The organism is Curtobacterium sp. 18060 (assembly GCF_902706105.1).
Taxonomy (GTDB): Bacteria; Actinomycetota; Actinomycetes; order Actinomycetales; family Microbacteriaceae; genus Curtobacterium.
In genome coordinates this window covers 64,193-79,367 of the sequence record NZ_CACSJV010000009.1, presented here as the reverse complement: position 1 = coordinate 79,367, position 15,175 = coordinate 64,193, and the positions used below count along the sequence as shown (strand labels likewise).

The following is a 15,175-nucleotide window of genomic DNA, read 5'->3' as shown; positions in this document are numbered from 1 at the left end:
AAACGAGACACCATGCACTGGTCCGACGACGGACGGCTGCACTTCGCCCTGGGCATCGAGGACACCTTCGTCCCGCAGGCCCGTCCGGGCGAGCGCCCCATCGACGAGTACGAACTCACCGACCACTACCGGCAGTACGCCGCCGATCTCGGCCTGGCCGTCGACGTCGGCGCCGAGCTGCTCCGCTGGGGCGTGCCCTGGTACCGGGTCGCCCACGAGCCCGGTGTGTGGGACTGGTCGTGGGTCGACGGTGTCATGCAGCGCTTCCGTGAGACCGGCCTCCGGCCCGTCATCGACCTGCTGCACTACGGCACACCGCTCTGGCTCGACGGTCAGTTCGCGAACCCCGACTACCCGGCGCACGTCACGGAGTACGCCGCCCGGTTCGCCGCCCGGTACGGCGACGTCGCGACCGACTACACGCCCGTCAACGAGCCCGTCATCCACGCCCTGTTCTCGGGTGAGTACGGGTACTGGCCCCCGTACCTGACCGGTGCCGACGGTTCTGCCCGGATCGCCTCGGCGCTGGCGAAGGGGTTCGTCTCCACCCAGCACGCGATCGCCCGTGAACTCGGAGACGCCGCCACCTTCGTGCACGTCGACGCCGGCATCCGGTACGTCGGCGACGTCGATGCCCCCGAGCACCGCGACACCGTGGCGCGGCTCCGCGCGCAGACGTTCCTGGTCGAGGACCTCGTGACCGGCGGCGTCGACGACCACCATCCGCTCGTCGGACGGCTGCGCTCCGGCGGGGTCACCGACGCTGACCTGGACTGGTTCCGCCAGCACGCGGTCCGGCCGGACGTGATGGGCGTCAACTACTACCCCCTGCACTCCACCGAGGTCTTCGAGGCCGGCGTCCACCACGGCGGCGGCTTCGCCGACCCGCGTCCGTACCGGGACACGGGGGCCGAGGGACTCCGCGACGTGCTGACGACGTACGCCGAGCGGTACGGCGCCCCGGTCATGCTGACCGAGACGTGCGTCACCGGGTCCGTCGACGAACGCATCGGCTGGCTCGACGCCTCCGTGGCCGCCGTGCACGAGCTCCGTGCCGAGGGCGTCCCGGTGGTCGGGTACACCTGGTGGCCGCTGTTCGACATGTACGAGTGGACCTGGCGGCACACGGACGCACCCCGCCAGGAGCACCTGCTCACGATGGGCCTCTTCGACCTCGTCGAAGACGGCGACGGCGGGCTCGACCGCCGTCGCAACCCGGTCGCCGACGCCTTCGCCGCGCATGCGCGGCAGGAACGAGCCGTGGCAGCGGCCCTGTCGGCGACCCAGTGACGGTCTGGAGGCGCGGGTCGGGTCGGTCCCGCGCCTCCCGTCCGTCTCCGCGCACCACCACTGCACCACCAACCGAACGGAGCACCATGTCCCTCCGCCTCGGCGCCGCTCCGGCGCCTCGTCGACGCCGAACGCTCGCGCTCGTCGTCACCGCTGCCGCTGCTGCGGCGGCCCTCGTCGCCGGTGTCACCGGCCCCGCTCCCGCCCAGGCGGTCACGACCGGCAACGGAGCCCTCGTGTACTCGCCGGCAGCGGGCACCGCCTTCAACCCCGAGGGCGGACGTGCTGCCGGCACGACCTACGCCAAGAACATCGTCCTGAAGAACAGCGGGTCGGCGAACGGCCAGCAGTTCGTCACCTTCGACCAGCTCGTGCTCGAGAACGGCGTGCAGGTCTACCCGATCTACCGCAGCACCGACAACGGCACTTCGTGGAGCCGCGTCGCCACCGTGAAGCCGAGCACGCAGTTCCCGACGCTCACCCGCACCGCCCAGCCCTCGCTGTACGAGACCCCGATCCAGCTCGGCACCATGCCCGCCGGCACCCTGCTGCTGAGCGGCATGATCATGCCGACCGACCGGTCGAGCAGCCGTCTGGTCATGTACAAGAGCCTCGACCACGGTCTCACCTGGTCGTTCGTGAGCACCGTCGACACCGGCGGGCCCGCCACCTACGACCCGAGTCCGACGTCCACCACCTCGACGGTCTGGGAGCCGTCCGTCGCGGTCGACGCGAACGGCGGCCTCGTGACGTACTTCTCCGACGAGCGGCAGAAGGCGAACAACGTCCTGCAGGCCGTCAGTTACCGACGGTCGACGGACGGCGGTCTCACCTGGGGTGGCCTGGTGAACGTCTCGGCGCCGACGAACAAGAGTGACCGGCCCGGCATGATCACGGTCACCCGGATCCCGAACGGCAACTACGTGGCGACCTTCGAGGTCGTCAACCGACCGAGCCAGACGAACAACACGGCGCCGGTGTACTTCAAGACCTCGCCCGACGGGTTGACCTGGAGCCCGGAGACGAGCATCGGGACGAAGATCGCACTGCCCGACGGCCGCGGGGTCGGTTCCTCGCCCGAAGTCCGCTGGGTCCCGACGACGGGCAACGCGAACGGCATGATCGTGGTGTCGTCGAAGTGGTCGCTCGACAGCGCCGGCAACATCGACGGCGGGCAGAACTTCGTCGTCAACCGCAACCAGGGCTCCGGCTCGTGGGAGCAACTGCCCTACGCGGTCACGTACGACGCCCGCGACGCCGAAGGTGGCACGTTCAGCGGCTTCGCCCAGGGCTTCGACTCGAGCGCGGACGGCAAGACGCTTTACCAGGCGACGAACGTCGAGAACCTGACGACGACCTACAACGACGTGCGGGTCGGGTCGATCCCGATCAACGCGCTGCGGTACGAGGCCGAGTCGGCGGTGCGGAGCGACACGAGCACGGTCACCCAGGCCGACGCCGTCGGCGGTGCGAAGGTCGGCAACATCAACAACGCGACCAGCTCCGTGCAGTTCACGGTGCAGGCGGCGACCGCGGGGACGTACACCGTCAACGTCCGGTACGACAACGGCACCGGGGCGACGAGCACGCACGCGCTCGCCGTCAACGGAACGTCGGCGGGGACGGTCAGCTACGCGCCGACCGTCAACTGGGGGCGCTTCGGGTGGGCGCAGAAGACCGTCACCCTGAAGGCCGGCGCGAACACGCTCACCTTCACGAAGGGCACGGGGTTCGCGGAACTGGACCAGATCCAGGTGTTCCAACCCTGACGCCGCACCTGCTGCCCTGGTCGTGACCAGGTGGCGGACGGGCGCACCCGCTCGGCGGCGACGCGAAGCGTCGCGCGGGTGCGCCGACCGAGCCTGCGAGGGAGGATGTGGCGGGCGCGCACCGTGCCTCCCGTCCGTTCTGGCGTTCCGTCTCAGGCCGCGACCGCTCCGTCTGTCGGCTCACGCAGGGCCGGGCAGTGCTCGGCAGTCGGGTGCTCGCTGATGGCGATGACCTCGTCGAGCCGGCCACGCGCGGCCTCGAGCTCCGCCATCTGCGCCGTGATCCGGTCGCGCTCGGCCACGAGCAGCGCGAACGACTCCGGCGTCGCGTGCCCGCTGTCCACGCACGGCAACAGCTGCACGATGGTGCGGCTCGGCAGACCGGCGGCGAACAGCTGCTGCACGAGCTGGACGCGCTCGACCGCCGGGGCGTCGTAGACGCGCTGCCCGCTGGTGGTCCGCGACGCGGTGAGCAGTCCCTGCTCTTCGTAGTACCGCAGCGAGCGCACGCTGGCGCCCGTCTCCGCGGCGAGGTCGCCGATCCGCATGCGGACTCCGATCCGGGGCTTGCCCCTGACATGGATGTGAGGTCTTAGCGTAACCGAGTCGCTGCGGGAGAGACCCGCGCGGCAGGAGGAGACACCATGGACATCGCTGGATCGGTCGCACTCGTCACCGGCTCGAACCGGGGCATCGGACGCCGCTTCGCCCTGCAGCTGCTGGAGCGCGGCGCCACCAGGGTCTACGCGACCGCACGCCGACCCGAGCTCGTGGACATCGAGGGCGTCGTGGCGCTGCCGCTCGACATCACCGACCCGGCGTCGGTCGAGGCGGCGGCCGCAGCCGCCGGCGACGTCACCCTGCTCGTGAACAACGCGGGCATCTCGACGACGGGCTCGCTGCTCACCGACGACCTGACCGATGCGCGCCGCGAGATGGACACGCACTACTGGGGGAACCTCGCGATGATCCGGGCGTTCGCTCCGGTGATCGAGCGGAACGGCGGCGGCGGCATCGTGAACGTCCTGTCCGCACTGTCCTGGTTCGTCTACCCGGGATCCGGCGCGTACGCGGCGGCGAAGGCCGCCGAGTGGAACCTGACGAACGCCGTCCGGTTGGAGCTCGCCGGCAAGGGGATCAGCGTGCAGGGGCTGCACCTCGGGGCGGCGGACACGGACATGATGGACGGCTACGAGGGGCCGAAGGTCGACCCGGCCGACGTGGCGCGGGCCGCGCTGGACGGTGTCGAGCGGGGTGCGGCCGAGGTCGTCGTCGACGAGTGGAGCAGCGCGGTGAAGGCGTCGCTGTCGCAGGACCCGTCGGCGTTCTACGCGCAGTTCGCCTGAGCAGGGTGACGCCGGGGCGTGGTGGAGCCCCGGCGTCGGGCCGCGGCTGGGAGTGCTCACATCCGCGGGTCCCACACTGACGCCACGGTGTCGCCGTACCGAGTCCGAGATCCTCTCGAGCTCCCGCGGGGATCCGCCAAGGGAGTCATCATGACGGACCAGTCCGAGGCGGCCTCGACGCCGCTCGCGCTCACGAGTGTGGTGGCCTCCGGCCTGCCCACCGAGCTCGGCAAGCCCACGGCGGCGAAGTACTACGACGTCCCGGCGGTGTTCAACCGCCGACCCGACGCAGCCGAGATGGCCGGCCTCCGCGGTGCCGACGGACACGCGCAGCTCGTGACGGCCGGCTACCCCGACGTCACGCTCGACGTGCAGGACCGTCGTCTCGTCATCGGCAACACGAACCTCGGACAGCTCGAACGCGGTCTCGCCACGGTGGTGGCGACGATCGTCGACGTCGTGAGCCGGGCGTCGTTGTTCGACAAGGAGCAGGTCCGTGACGCAGCGCGCATCGAGTTCGACGACCGCACGGCCCGGGCCCGCGAGGTCACGCGAGCGGCGGAGCGGATCCACTTCGTGCCGGAGCCGTCGCGCGTCAGCGCGGGCTGACCGTGTCCGCGCGGGTCGACGTGCCCGGCGGGCGACGCCAGCGGGGCACTGCGCTAGCGTTGCAGCACGCGGGGACCGGATCAGCCCCGTGTTCACGGACCCGGATGGTTTCCTCGCGATGAACGACTTCACGACGGCAGTCTCCGCACTGCAGGCCGCACCCGACGGCACCGACATGTGCCCGCCGTTCCTGACGACGCTGCCCGTGACCGGGGTCGGCATCTCCACCCTCGGCAACCCACTCGGGTCGGCGACGGTGTGCGCGAGCGACGCGCGCGCCGCGCGGATCGACGAGATCCAGTTCGACCTCGGCGAGGGCCCGTGCTGGCAGGCGCTGACGACCCGCCGCCCGGTCCTGGAGTCCGACCTGTCCGGCACGACGAACACCGACTGGCCGCTCGCGCTCGAGGAACTCCTGCGCGCCGGGGTCGGGGCGGTGTTCTCGTTCCCGATGCGCATCGGGACGATCCCCGTCGGCGCCGTCGACCTTTCCGTGGACAGCGAGCGCACCCTGACCGTGGGGCAGATCCGCGGCGCCGTGGAGCTCACCGAGGTCGCAGCCCGTCGGGTGCTCCGTGGTGCCCTGCTCGCTGCGGCCGCCGACGGCCGTGCCGACATGGGTACCAGCCGCTACTCCCGACGAGAGGTGCACCAGGCGACCGGCATGGTCGCAGCACAGCTCGGGGTGGACGTCACCGACGCCCTCCTCGTGCTGCAGGCGCACGCCTTCGCCACCGAACGCACCGTCCGCGACGTCGCCACCGACGTCATCGCTCGCCGCATCGACCTCGCCCGGCCGTACGGTTCCGAGAACTGAGGAGCACGCACCATGGCACCGACCCGCGAGCGCCGGCTCATCGACACCTTCGTCACGCTGACCGACACCCTCGTCGACGAGTACGACGTCGTCGACCTGCTGCAGAACCTGGTCGACAGCGTCGTCGACATCTTCGACGCCTCGGCGGCCGGCATCCTGCTGGCCAACCAGCACCAGGAACTCGAGGTCGTGGCGTCGACCAGTGAGCGTTCCAGCTTCGTCGGACTCCTGCAGCTCGACGCCGGCGAAGGGCCGTGCGTGGAGTGCTTCGCGACCGGTCGTCCGGTGTCGGTGAGCGACCAGGCGGAGATGCAACGCCGGTGGCCGACGTTCGCCGCCGCGTCCGCCGAGTCGGGGTACGCGTCGGTGCACGCGATCCCGATGCGGTTGCGGGACACCACGCTCGGGTCGCTGAACCTGTTCCGCGAGACCGAGGGTGCGCTGAACCGCGACGATGCCTTGGCTGCTCAGGCCCTGACCGACGTCGCGACCATCAGCATCCTGCAGCAGCGGACCCTGCAGCACGCGGCGCTGACGCAGGCGCAGTTGCAGCGAGCCCTCGACAGCCGGGTCGTGATCGAGCAGGCCAAGGGCTTCGTGGCGTACACGCACTCGGTCGACACCGAGGCGGCGTTCGAACTGCTGCGGCAGTACGCGCGGTCGAACCAGGAGCGCCTCGCCGACGTCGCCCGGGCCATCGTCGAACGCCGCCTGGTCCTCCCCGCCTGATCCCGTGTGTCCCCGGTCCGGGCCGGCGTACGATCACGAGCAAGTCGTAGCCCCGGACCCCGGTTGCAGGCGCAGCACTGGATCCAGGAGGAAAGCATGGGCGACGAACTGGTCGTACCGACGGGCTACCGGAAGACCGAACGACGGTCGCCTCGGACCGACACCACCTCGACGTACACCGCGCTGCTCGCGCAGGTCCGCACCGCTGGGCTGCTCGGTCGCCGCACGGGCTGGTACTGGGGCCTCATCGCAGTGCTCGCTGCGCTGCTCGGCATCACCGGCGGGGCGTTCGCCGTGCTCGGCGGCTCCTGGTACCAGTTGATCGTCGCCGGGGTGCTGGGCGCACTGTTCACGCAGTTCGCGTTCCTGTCGCACGAGGCCGCCCACCGACAGGTCTTCGCGTCGCACCACTGGAACGACCGAGCAGCCCGGTACGCCGGCACGTTCCTGACCGGCATCAGCTACGCGTGGTGGATGAACAAGCACACCCGGCACCACGCCAACCCGAACACCGTCGGCAAGGACCCCGACATCTCGTTCGACGCGATCTCGTTCCGACCCGAAGACGCTGCCAGCCGGACCGGGTTCCTGCGTGTGCTCGTCCGCGTGCAGGGGTACGCGTTCTTCCCGATGCTCCTGGTCGAGGGCGTGAACCTGCACTGGCAGTCGATCCGCACGTACACGAGCCGTGGCCCGGTGAAGCGGCGGTGGGCCGAGGGATCGGTCTTCGTCGGCCGGTTCGTGCTCTACCTGGGTGTCGTGTTCTGGTTCCTGCCGGTCGGCCTGGCCTTCGCGTTCCTCGGTGTGCAGCTCGCCGTGTTCGGGTTCCTCATGGGGATCGCGTTCGCGCCGAACCACAAGGGCATGCCCGTCATCGAACCCGGCCGCCGCGTGGACTTCTTCTCGCGCCAGGTCCTGACCTCGCGCGACATCGGTGGTGGCGCCTGGGTCGAGTACTTCATGGGCGGCCTGAACCACCAGGTCGAGCACCACCTGTTCCCGAGCATGGCCCGACCGAACCTGCGGGCCGCCCGGGACATGGTCCGGAAGTACTGCGCGGACCAGGACGTGCCGTACACCGAGACGACGCTGGTGCACTCCTACGTCATCGTGGTCCGCTACCTCAACGAGGTCGGTCTGGCGGCTCGCGATCCGTTCGCGTGTCCGATGGTCGAGCGGCTGCGCTGACCGACCGCGACGGCTGGGCGCTTCCTGTCCTGTTGGCGCAGCCCTGGACCTGACGGGGGCTCATCGGCGAGCATGGACCCGATCAGGGACGGCGGGCACAGGGACCCACCGCGGGAAGGGCAACCATGCGTCCTGTCAGGAACACGCTCACCACCGGAGCGGTCATCGCACTCGTCGTCGGCCTCACCGCGACGGCGGCACCCGCGCAGGCGGCGACGCCGGGGGCATCCACGCCGGGGGCCGGTACCCGCTGCGCCACGGGGACGCTCTCGGTGCAGACGCTCCGGTCGGGGTGCACGGTCTCGTCGGGCACGGTCGCGCTGCCGGACGGCCGCACGTTCGCCGTGCCGGCGCCCGGTGAGAGCGTCATGGCCAGCAGCTCGGCGGCGCCGGGTGCTCCGGAGCTGGCGGAGGTCGTCATCGCGAACACCGGCACCGGCGGTGTCGCGGTCCGCATCGACGAGACCTGGAGCGGTTCGGCGCCCGCCGTGCGCCGCGAGCAGGCGAGGAGCGCGGCAGCCAGCGGTGCCGCCGACGCACCCGCAGCGCCGGCCGCCACGACCGCGGCCACCACCAAGTGCACCAGCACGGCCAACGAACGGAACCCCTACCGCTGGTCGAGCACGGTGCAGTGGTACTACAACGAGTCCGGCCAGAAGTCGTCGTACGCCAAGGACGCCCTGCGCAAGGCGGCGAACGCGTGGACCGGCACGATCGCGTCGTGCGACCGCACGGTGACCTCGTCGGCCCGGAACTCCTACGTGCGCCTGGCGACCCAGGTGCCCGGGCTCACCGACAAGGGCGGCTGCTCGAAGAGCAACGGCTACAGCGTCGTCGGATGGGGCAAGCTGCCCTCTGGCACCCTCGGCGTGACGTGCGTCTGGTACGACGGCAACGGCGTCGCGAAGGAGTCCGACCAGCGGTACGCCACCAGCTACAAGTGGAGCTCGACGACCACCTGCTCGGGCGCACGGTTCGACACCCAGGCCGTCGCCACCCACGAGTGGGGACACCTGTACGGACTCGGCCACGTGAAGACCGGGACCGGTCAGGTCATGGAGCCGTCCGGCGGGTACTGCGACACCGGCTCACGCACGCTCGGGCTCGGCGACATGACCGGCATCGCAGCGATCTACTGAAGCGCGGCCGCGGGCCGCGCCCCGTCGTCAGACCGCGTCGGCGTCGTCAGACCGCGCCCCGTCGTCAGACGGCGTCGGCGCGCAGGAAGTCCGCGATCGGGGTCGATCCCGAGTTGAACCGGATGGTGTTGCCCGCCGTGCCGGGGGTCTCGAGCACGTCGGCGATCACGTGTGCGACGTCGCCGCGCGGCACGTCGCTCGACGAGCCCGCCCAGTCGACCGAACCGGTGGCGTCGTCGTCCGTCAGGGTGCTCGGCGCCACGATGGTCCACTGCAGACCGGAGTCGCGCACCACGGCGTCGGCGATCGCCTTCGACTGCGCGTAGGCGAAGAAGTCGTTGTCCTGCGGTACCCCGTGGTCGAGCTGCGACCCGGACCACGACACCATGACGTAGCGGTCGACGCCGGCCTGCTTCGCACCCTGCACCGACAGGATCGCGGCGTCGCGGTCGATCGCCCAGGTGCGGTCGACGGACCCGCCGCCGGCACCGGCCGACCACACGACGGCGTCGTGGCCGTGGACGAGCTCCGCGAAGTCGGTCAGGGACTGCTGCTGGATGTCCGCGACACGGGGTTCGCCGCCGTGGGCACGGATCTCGTCGGACTGGTCCGCGTCGCGGATGACCGAGGTGACCGAGTGGCCGCGGTCGCTGAGGATGCGGGTGGTGAGGAGTGCGACCTTGCCGTGGCCGCCGAAGACGATGACGTTGCTCATGCGGCGGACGCTACTCGGGCCGGCTCAGTACCCGCAGTCCGTGAGGACCCTCGGAGCGCTCGCGGCCCGCGTGCGTACGGTCGGACCTGATCACGACTGGAGACACGATGAGCAAGCAGCACGAGCAGCACACCCTGGTCCGCACCCTGGTGCTCGGCATCCTGAGCGGCGGCCGCAGTGCCACCCCACTCGCGGTGCTGGCGCTGAACCACGACCGGTCCTCGTTGAAGGGGTCGTGGCAGGACTGGAAGGTCTTCAGCACCCCGCTCGGCCGCGGGCTGCTCGTCGCCTCGGCCGTCGGTGAACTCATCGGCGACAAGCTGCCGATGACCCCGAACCGCATCTCCCCCGCCGGCCTGATCGGCCGCATCGGGTCCGGCGCGCTCGTCGGCGCGGCACTCGGCACGACCGGCAAGCGCGACCTGCGCATCGAGGGCGCGATCCTCGGCGGCGTCGGTGCGATCGTCGGGTCGTTCGTCGGGTGGGGTGCCCGCAAGCTCGTCGGTGCCACCACCCGCCTGCCCGACCCGGTCGTGGCGCTCGCCGAGGACGCCGCGACCATCGCCGGCTCCGTGAAGGTCATCACCGCCGACTGATGCGCGTCGTCGTCATCGGAGCCACCGGCCACATCGGCACGTTCCTCGTCCCCCGCCTCGTCCGCGCCGGTCACGAGGTCGTCGCCATCAGCCGCGGCACCAGCACCCCCTACGCCGACTCCCCCGAGTGGCAGCGGGTCGAACGCGTCACCGCGGACCGTGAGCAGGAGGACCGCGACGGCACGTTCGGAACGCGGATCGCTGCGCTCGACGCCGATGCCGTCGTCGACCTGGTCTGCTTCACCGAGTCGTCAGCCGCCGCCCTCGTCGAAGCGCTCCGCGGCACGGGCACGCACCTCGTGCACTGCGGCTCGATCTGGCGCGCGGGTGCATCCCGTGTGCTGCCGATCACCGAGGACGACTTCACGCCGCCCTTCGGCGACTACGGCGTGCAGAAGGATGCGATTGCCCGGATGCTCAAGGAAGAAACCGCGTCAGGGGGTTTGGCGACGACGACGCTGCACCCGGGTCACATCAGCGGTCCGGGCTGGATGCCGATCGGTCCGCTCGGCAACCTCGACCCGTCGGTGCTGACGAGGTTGTCCGCCGGCGAGGCGATCGAGGTCCCCGGTCTCGGCGCCGAGACCATGGCCCACGTGCACGCGGACGACGTCGCGCAAGCCTTCCAGCTCGCCGTCGAACGCCGCGAGGCGGCGGTCGGCGAGGACTTCTTCATCACGGCCCCGACGGCGCTCACCGCGCGTGGGTACGCCCACCTGGCAGCGTCGTGGTTCGGCCAGGAGGCCCGGCTCGAGCCCGTCAGCTGGGACCGCTTCCGCGAGACCACGACTCCAGAGCACGCTGGCGCCAGCTGGGAGCACCTGTCACGCAGTCAGGTGTTCAGCGTCGAGAAGGCCCGCCGTCTGCTCGGTCACGCGCCCGGGTTCACCGCCGAACAGACGGTGCTCGACGCTATCCGCTGGCAGGTCGACCACGACCAGCTCGAGGTCGCCGGCCCCCTCGTCGTCTGACGGACCGGCCGCGACCTCAGGCGGCGGGCGCGCCCTCGTTCACGGCGGCGAGCCCGTTGAGCGTCCGCGGGTAGCCGATCACCGGCACCAGGACGGTGAGCACGTCGAGCAGTTGCTGCCGGGTGTTCCCGACGTGCAGGTTGCCCGCGACGTGTCCCGTGACCTGCGCGTCCGCACCGCCGAGCGCGACGAGGACCGCGAACGTCAGCAGCTCACGCGTCGGCAGGTCGAGCCCGTCCCGTCCGACGGTGTCGCCGAAGCAGTTGCCGGACAGGAACCGCTGGAAGTGCACGGTGTCGTCGGCCGCGTTCTCGTACATCGCGTCGACACGTCCGGCGCCGACGACGGCGCTCTGGACCGCACGGCCCCGATCGAGTCGGTGGTCGGGGGTGGTCGTCGACTGGCCCGGGAGCGGCAGCTCGACACCGCGCGCGATCAGCAGGTCGTTCGTGATCGTGAGGAAGTCCGAGGCGCGTGCGGACCCGACGTAGGCGACGGCCTGGTACCCGATCTCCTGCGCCTCGACCGGGGTCAGCGAGCCGTCGAGCGCGGTGCCGAGCAGCTGTCGGAAGGCGGTCTGCGCGCCGGCGGCGATCATCGCGCCGAGCTGCACGACCGCGCGGTCGTGGCTGCTGAGCGACGCGTGCTGCAGCGTCTCGTCCACGAAGTCGGCGTGGTACTGGGCGAACTCGGGGTCGGTCTCGGCGAACGTCATGTCCCCGACGCTACGACCGCCCCGCCGACCGAGGGAGGTAAGGGCCTCCCCCCTTTCACCGTGGGTGACCGGCCTAGCGTGGCAGCCGTGCCCGGCGAGACCCGCGGGCACGGAGAGGAAACCATGGAGTACCGCCAGCTCGGACGCACCGGCGTCGAGGTGAGCCCGCTCGCTCTGGGCACCATGATGTTCGGCCCGTGGGCGAACGCCGACGTCGACGACTCGATCCGGATCATCCACCGTGCCCTCGACGCGGGCATCAACTTCGTCGACACCGCCGACGCCTACTCGGACGGCGTCTCCGAGGAGATCGTCGGCAAGGCCATCAAGGACCGCCGTGACGACGTCGTGCTCGCCACCAAGTTCTTCATGCCGATGGGTGAGGGCCCGAACCGCTCCGGGGGCTCGCGCCGCTGGATCATGCAGGAGGTCGAGAACTCCCTGCGCCGCCTCGGCACCGACCACATCGACCTGTACCAGGTGCACCGTCCGTCCCCGACGACGGACGTCGAGGAGACCCTGGGCGCCCTGACCGACCTGGTCCGCCAGGGCAAGGTCCGGAACATCGGATCGTCGTCGTACTCGGGCGCCGAGATCGTCGAGGCCCAGTGGACCTCGGAGCGCCGTGGCCTGGAGCGCTTCCGCACCGAGCAGCCGCCGTACTCGATCCTGGTGCGTGGCATCGAGGAGGACGTCCTGCCGACCACGCAGCGCTACGGCATGGGCACCCTCGTCTACAGCCCGCTCGGCGGCGGCTGGCTCAGTGGCCGCTGGCGCAAGGACGCTCCCGGGACCCCGACGGCGAAGCACCGCCCCGCGGCCCGGTTCGACATGTCGACGCCCGCGAACCAGCGGAAGCTCGACATCGTCGAGGAACTCGCACTCCTGGCCGAGTCGCAGGACATGTCCCTCATCGAGATGTCGCTGGCGTGGGTGATCCGGCACCCCGGCGTCACGAGCGCGATCATCGGCCCGCGAACCATGGAGCAGCTCGAGTCGCAGCTCCCCGCCGCCGACCGCGTGCTCAGCGACGAGGTCCTGGACCGCATCGACGAGCTCGTCGCACCGGGCGTGACGATCAACCCCGACGACAACAGCTACGGGCAGCACACCCTGGTGCCCGCCGCACGTCGCCGGTGAACGGCCTGACGGTCCTCGTCGTCGGGGCGACCGGCAGCGTCGGTCGCCTCGTCGTCGCGGAGTCGGTGCGCCAGGAGCACACCACCCGTGCCCTCGTGCGTGATGGGTCGCGGGACGGTCGGCTCGATCCGGCTGCCGAGGTCGTGGTCGGCGACCTCACCCGCGCGGACTCCCTTCGCGACGCGGTGGCCGGCATCGACGCCGTGGTGTTCACCCACGGTGCGGCCTACGGCAGCGACGCCGAGGCGGTCGACTACGGCGCGGTCAGGAACGTCCTGATCGCGCTCGACGGTCGCCCGGTGCGCATCGCGCTGATGACGAGCATCGGGGTCACGCGACGCGGCACGACGCACGACTGGAAGCGCCGCGGCGAACGACTCGTGCGCGCCTCCGGCAACGCGTACACGATCGTCCGGCCGTCGTGGTTCGACATGAACGGCCCGCACCAGCTCGAGGTCACGTTCTTGCAGGGCGACACCCGTCATGCGGGCAGCCCGGCGGACGGGGTGATCGCCCGACGGCAGATCGCGCGGGTCCTGGTCGACGCCCTGACCGCGGAGACCGCGGTCGGCCGGACGCTCGAACTCGTCGCCGAGCGCGGTCCGGAGCAGGCCGCCCTCGGGCCGCTGTTCGCGGCGCTCGACCCGGACACGGGTGTCGACGGCATCCGCGACCAGGAGAACCAGCCGCTCGATGCGGAACCCGCGGCGGTCCGTCAGGACCTTGCGGACGCACGCGGCTGACCGGACACGACCGAGTGGCAGACGGGAGGCCTGTGGCCAGCTAGCCACGGGCCTCCCGTCCGAGTGCGGCACCCACACTTCGCTTACGAACGGTCTTCGAGGCTAGCTGGGTAATTGTTCCCCGAGAGCTCTGAGGCCTCGTACGAGCTCAGTGGGAGTGAAATGGGAACGGTGTTCGAAAACTCTTCCCGGAACACATCGACCTGTTGCGCATCGGGTTCGGATGAAATGAGGCGGCAGGAGGTCTCGGCGGGATTCCTTGTGTTCACGTCCACTGCGACGAAGTTCGGATGCCTGGCTTCGCTGGCGCAGCCGTCTGTGTTGAACACGGTGCCGACGCGCAACGGAACGGCGACCACGGGAGTCATCGATACTCCACTTCCATCTTCATAGATGAAGTAAACACTTGCCAGGCCGCTCCTGTTGTGCAGGTTTCTTGCTTTCACCTGAACGTCCACAACGTTTCCGGGGCGGCGAGCGATTTCGCGGGCCCGTCCCGCATACTTCCCGTCCACCGTGACGAGTGTCTGGAACTGGAGAACTCCGAGCCCGTCGGCATCGACCCTGATGTATGCCGTCAAACCGGATTCCGCATCAAGCTCGAACCGAGCTGGGTTGGGGTTCGAGAAGCTTGAACTCGCCGACGTTTCGTATTCGATGCTCTCAATGACTGTGTCCCCTGGCACTTTCGTACATGCCGTCGCGGCGTTCAAGATCGACAGTGCAGTGAGGGTGGACAAGAACGCGCGGGCGCGCGCCGTACTGGGATTCGGAGCGCGCCCGACGCGTGTCACACCTTGGGTGTGATCCACTTCTTCGAAGTGGATCTCGTGGCCACAGCGCCCGACTTCTTCGTGAACTTCGACGTCATCGACGCATTGAATCCGGTACCCGATTGCAGGGACGCGGGAACGGCGTAGGTCAGGGAATTGATGTTCGAGTTCGTTGAGGCGCGAGTGGTGTCGTAGAGCAGTTTGTTCTGCGGATACTGCTTGACGATCGCTCGGGTCGAGATCTTCTTCATCTGGGCGGAGGCTCGTGAGTAGAACTTGACCGATGTTGTCTTCGGTGAGGTGGGTCTCCCCCATGAGACTCCACCCGGGGTGGTTTTGGGAATGACCGAAACTTCGTAGCTCGCGGCAGCGTGGGCAGGGGTGGCCATTCCCGTGGCGAGCACGGCCATGACCACTACCGACCCCGCAATGGAGAGTCTGCGCTTCATTGGATGTTCTCCTTCGATGTCGAGCCAAGACTGACATACTGCCGGAGAGTATGGGATACACTGGCGCACATCGGTGATATCGGAAGATCGTGATGTCGCTCTACGAGATCTAGGGGACCTGATGGTGGAAGTAGGCAGCGCACGAGGGCGGAACGATCCGACCAGGACCACACCGGCTCGTTCTAT

17 protein-coding genes are annotated in these 15,175 nt (G+C 69.9%); 12 read left to right on the top strand and 5 right to left on the bottom strand.

The genetic code is table 11. The annotated features are described in order from the left end of the window. The first annotated feature begins 12 nt into the window (after positions 1–12). Both GVL05_RS07135 and GVL05_RS07130 read left to right on the top strand, forming a co-directional pair. Complete coding sequence (locus GVL05_RS07135; RefSeq protein WP_159572519.1) at positions 13–1,290, top strand: family 1 glycosylhydrolase; 1,278 nt, start codon at positions 13–15, stop codon at positions 1,288–1,290. Positions 1,291–1,376: 86 nt separating this feature from the next. Further along, positions 1,377–3,059: a CBM35 domain-containing protein gene (locus GVL05_RS07130; RefSeq protein ID WP_132099210.1), complete on the top strand. Its 1,683-nt coding sequence runs from the start codon at positions 1,377–1,379 to the stop codon at positions 3,057–3,059. Between the two features lie 152 nt (positions 3,060–3,211). Here GVL05_RS07130 and GVL05_RS07125 read toward each other — a convergent pair whose 3' ends face one another. After that, positions 3,212–3,607: a MerR family transcriptional regulator gene (locus GVL05_RS07125; protein WP_159572517.1), complete on the bottom strand. Its 396-nt coding sequence runs from the start codon at positions 3,605–3,607 to the stop codon at positions 3,212–3,214. Between the two features lie 96 nt (positions 3,608–3,703). Here GVL05_RS07125 and GVL05_RS07120 point away from each other — a divergent pair, with 96 nt between their 5' ends. From GVL05_RS07120 to GVL05_RS07095, 6 genes are all read left to right on the top strand, one after another. Then, positions 3,704–4,405 carry an SDR family oxidoreductase gene (locus GVL05_RS07120; RefSeq protein WP_159572515.1) on the top strand — a complete coding sequence of 234 codons (702 nt, stop codon included), beginning with the start codon at positions 3,704–3,706 and terminating at the stop codon, positions 4,403–4,405. 150 nt (positions 4,406–4,555) lie between these two features. Beyond that, positions 4,556–5,014, top strand: a complete 459-nt coding sequence (locus GVL05_RS07115) for a hypothetical protein (protein WP_123339352.1) — start codon at positions 4,556–4,558, stop codon at positions 5,012–5,014. 118 nt (positions 5,015–5,132) lie between these two features. Further along, positions 5,133–5,831: a GAF and ANTAR domain-containing protein gene (locus tag GVL05_RS07110; protein ID WP_131845127.1), complete on the top strand. Its 699-nt coding sequence runs from the start codon at positions 5,133–5,135 to the stop codon at positions 5,829–5,831. Positions 5,832–5,843: 12 nt separating this feature from the next. Then, entirely contained in the window at positions 5,844–6,560 is a 717-nt protein-coding gene (locus tag GVL05_RS07105) for a GAF and ANTAR domain-containing protein (protein WP_123339354.1), read from the top strand. A 96-nt stretch (positions 6,561–6,656) separates the two neighbouring features. Continuing rightward, positions 6,657–7,748, top strand: a complete 1,092-nt coding sequence (locus tag GVL05_RS07100; RefSeq protein ID WP_123937079.1) for an acyl-CoA desaturase — start codon at positions 6,657–6,659, stop codon at positions 7,746–7,748. 125 nt (positions 7,749–7,873) lie between these two features. Next, the gene (locus GVL05_RS07095; protein WP_159572513.1) at positions 7,874–8,887 is read left to right on the top strand and encodes a matrixin family metalloprotease; all 1,014 of its coding nucleotides are present in this window, start codon (positions 7,874–7,876) and stop codon (positions 8,885–8,887) included. Positions 8,888–8,951: 64 nt separating this feature from the next. Here the strand turns inward: GVL05_RS07095 and GVL05_RS07090 are convergent, their stop codons facing one another. Continuing rightward, positions 8,952–9,602 (bottom strand): SDR family oxidoreductase, encoded by a 651-nt coding sequence (locus GVL05_RS07090; RefSeq protein WP_123292977.1) that lies wholly within the window; start codon positions 9,600–9,602, stop codon positions 8,952–8,954. A gap of 107 nt (positions 9,603–9,709) precedes the next feature. On the opposite strand from GVL05_RS07090, the gene GVL05_RS07085 reads away from it, so the two are divergent. Together GVL05_RS07085 and GVL05_RS07080 are read left to right on the top strand one after the other, a co-directional pair. Continuing rightward, a complete protein-coding gene (locus GVL05_RS07085; protein WP_111083622.1) occupies positions 9,710–10,198 on the top strand; it encodes a DUF4126 family protein in 489 nt (162 codons plus the stop codon). After that, the gene (locus tag GVL05_RS07080) at positions 10,198–11,169 is read left to right on the top strand and encodes an NAD(P)-dependent oxidoreductase (protein WP_159572511.1); all 972 of its coding nucleotides are present in this window, start codon (positions 10,198–10,200) and stop codon (positions 11,167–11,169) included. The genes GVL05_RS07085 and GVL05_RS07080 overlap by 1 nt, the downstream gene beginning before the upstream one ends. Before the next feature lie 16 nt (positions 11,170–11,185). Here GVL05_RS07080 and GVL05_RS07075 read toward each other — a convergent pair whose 3' ends face one another. After that, entirely contained in the window at positions 11,186–11,884 is a 699-nt protein-coding gene (locus tag GVL05_RS07075; protein WP_159572509.1) for a carboxymuconolactone decarboxylase family protein, read from the bottom strand. A 123-nt stretch (positions 11,885–12,007) separates the two neighbouring features. Here GVL05_RS07075 and GVL05_RS07070 point away from each other — a divergent pair, with 123 nt between their 5' ends. After that, positions 12,008–13,024, top strand: a complete 1,017-nt coding sequence (locus GVL05_RS07070; RefSeq protein WP_123292981.1) for an aldo/keto reductase — start codon at positions 12,008–12,010, stop codon at positions 13,022–13,024. Then, on the top strand, positions 13,021–13,767 hold the full coding sequence (locus GVL05_RS07065) for an SDR family oxidoreductase (protein WP_159572507.1): 747 nt from the start codon (positions 13,021–13,023) through the stop codon (positions 13,765–13,767). Before GVL05_RS07070 ends, GVL05_RS07065 begins: the two co-directional genes overlap by 4 nt. Positions 13,768–13,850: 83 nt before the next feature. Here GVL05_RS07065 and GVL05_RS07060 read toward each other — a convergent pair whose 3' ends face one another. Together GVL05_RS07060 and GVL05_RS07055 are read right to left on the bottom strand one after the other, a co-directional pair. After that, positions 13,851–14,480, bottom strand: coding sequence for a hypothetical protein (locus GVL05_RS07060; protein ID WP_159572505.1), 630 nt, complete (start codon positions 14,478–14,480; stop codon positions 13,851–13,853). 77 nt (positions 14,481–14,557) lie between these two features. Further along, on the bottom strand, positions 14,558–14,989 hold the full coding sequence (locus GVL05_RS07055) for a hypothetical protein (protein ID WP_159572503.1): 432 nt from the start codon (positions 14,987–14,989) through the stop codon (positions 14,558–14,560). Between the last annotated feature and the right edge of the window lie 186 nt (positions 14,990–15,175).

Bases quoted from the DNA above. Each gene is read 5' to 3' on its own strand.
- GVL05_RS07135 (WP_159572519.1), top strand. From the start codon at position 13: ATGCACTGGTCCGACGACGGACGGCTGCACTTCGCCCTGGGCATCGAG.
- GVL05_RS07130 (WP_132099210.1), top strand. From the start codon at position 1,377: ATGTCCCTCCGCCTCGGCGCCGCTCCGGCGCCTCGTCGACGCCGAACG.
- GVL05_RS07125 (WP_159572517.1), bottom strand. From the start codon at position 3,607: ATGCGGATCGGCGACCTCGCCGCGGAGACGGGCGCCAGCGTGCGCTCG.
- GVL05_RS07120 (WP_159572515.1), top strand. From the start codon at position 3,704: ATGGACATCGCTGGATCGGTCGCACTCGTCACCGGCTCGAACCGGGGC.
- GVL05_RS07115 (WP_123339352.1), top strand. From the start codon at position 4,556: ATGACGGACCAGTCCGAGGCGGCCTCGACGCCGCTCGCGCTCACGAGT.
- GVL05_RS07110 (WP_131845127.1), top strand. From the start codon at position 5,133: ATGAACGACTTCACGACGGCAGTCTCCGCACTGCAGGCCGCACCCGAC.
- GVL05_RS07105 (WP_123339354.1), top strand. From the start codon at position 5,844: ATGGCACCGACCCGCGAGCGCCGGCTCATCGACACCTTCGTCACGCTG.
- GVL05_RS07100 (WP_123937079.1), top strand. From the start codon at position 6,657: ATGGGCGACGAACTGGTCGTACCGACGGGCTACCGGAAGACCGAACGA.
- GVL05_RS07095 (WP_159572513.1), top strand. From the start codon at position 7,874: ATGCGTCCTGTCAGGAACACGCTCACCACCGGAGCGGTCATCGCACTC.
- GVL05_RS07090 (WP_123292977.1), bottom strand. From the start codon at position 9,602: ATGAGCAACGTCATCGTCTTCGGCGGCCACGGCAAGGTCGCACTCCTC.
- GVL05_RS07085 (WP_111083622.1), top strand. From the start codon at position 9,710: ATGAGCAAGCAGCACGAGCAGCACACCCTGGTCCGCACCCTGGTGCTC.
- GVL05_RS07080 (WP_159572511.1), top strand. From the start codon at position 10,198: ATGCGCGTCGTCGTCATCGGAGCCACCGGCCACATCGGCACGTTCCTC.
- GVL05_RS07075 (WP_159572509.1), bottom strand. From the start codon at position 11,884: ATGACGTTCGCCGAGACCGACCCCGAGTTCGCCCAGTACCACGCCGAC.
- GVL05_RS07070 (WP_123292981.1), top strand. From the start codon at position 12,008: ATGGAGTACCGCCAGCTCGGACGCACCGGCGTCGAGGTGAGCCCGCTC.
- GVL05_RS07055 (WP_159572503.1), bottom strand. From the start codon at position 14,989: ATGAAGCGCAGACTCTCCATTGCGGGGTCGGTAGTGGTCATGGCCGTG.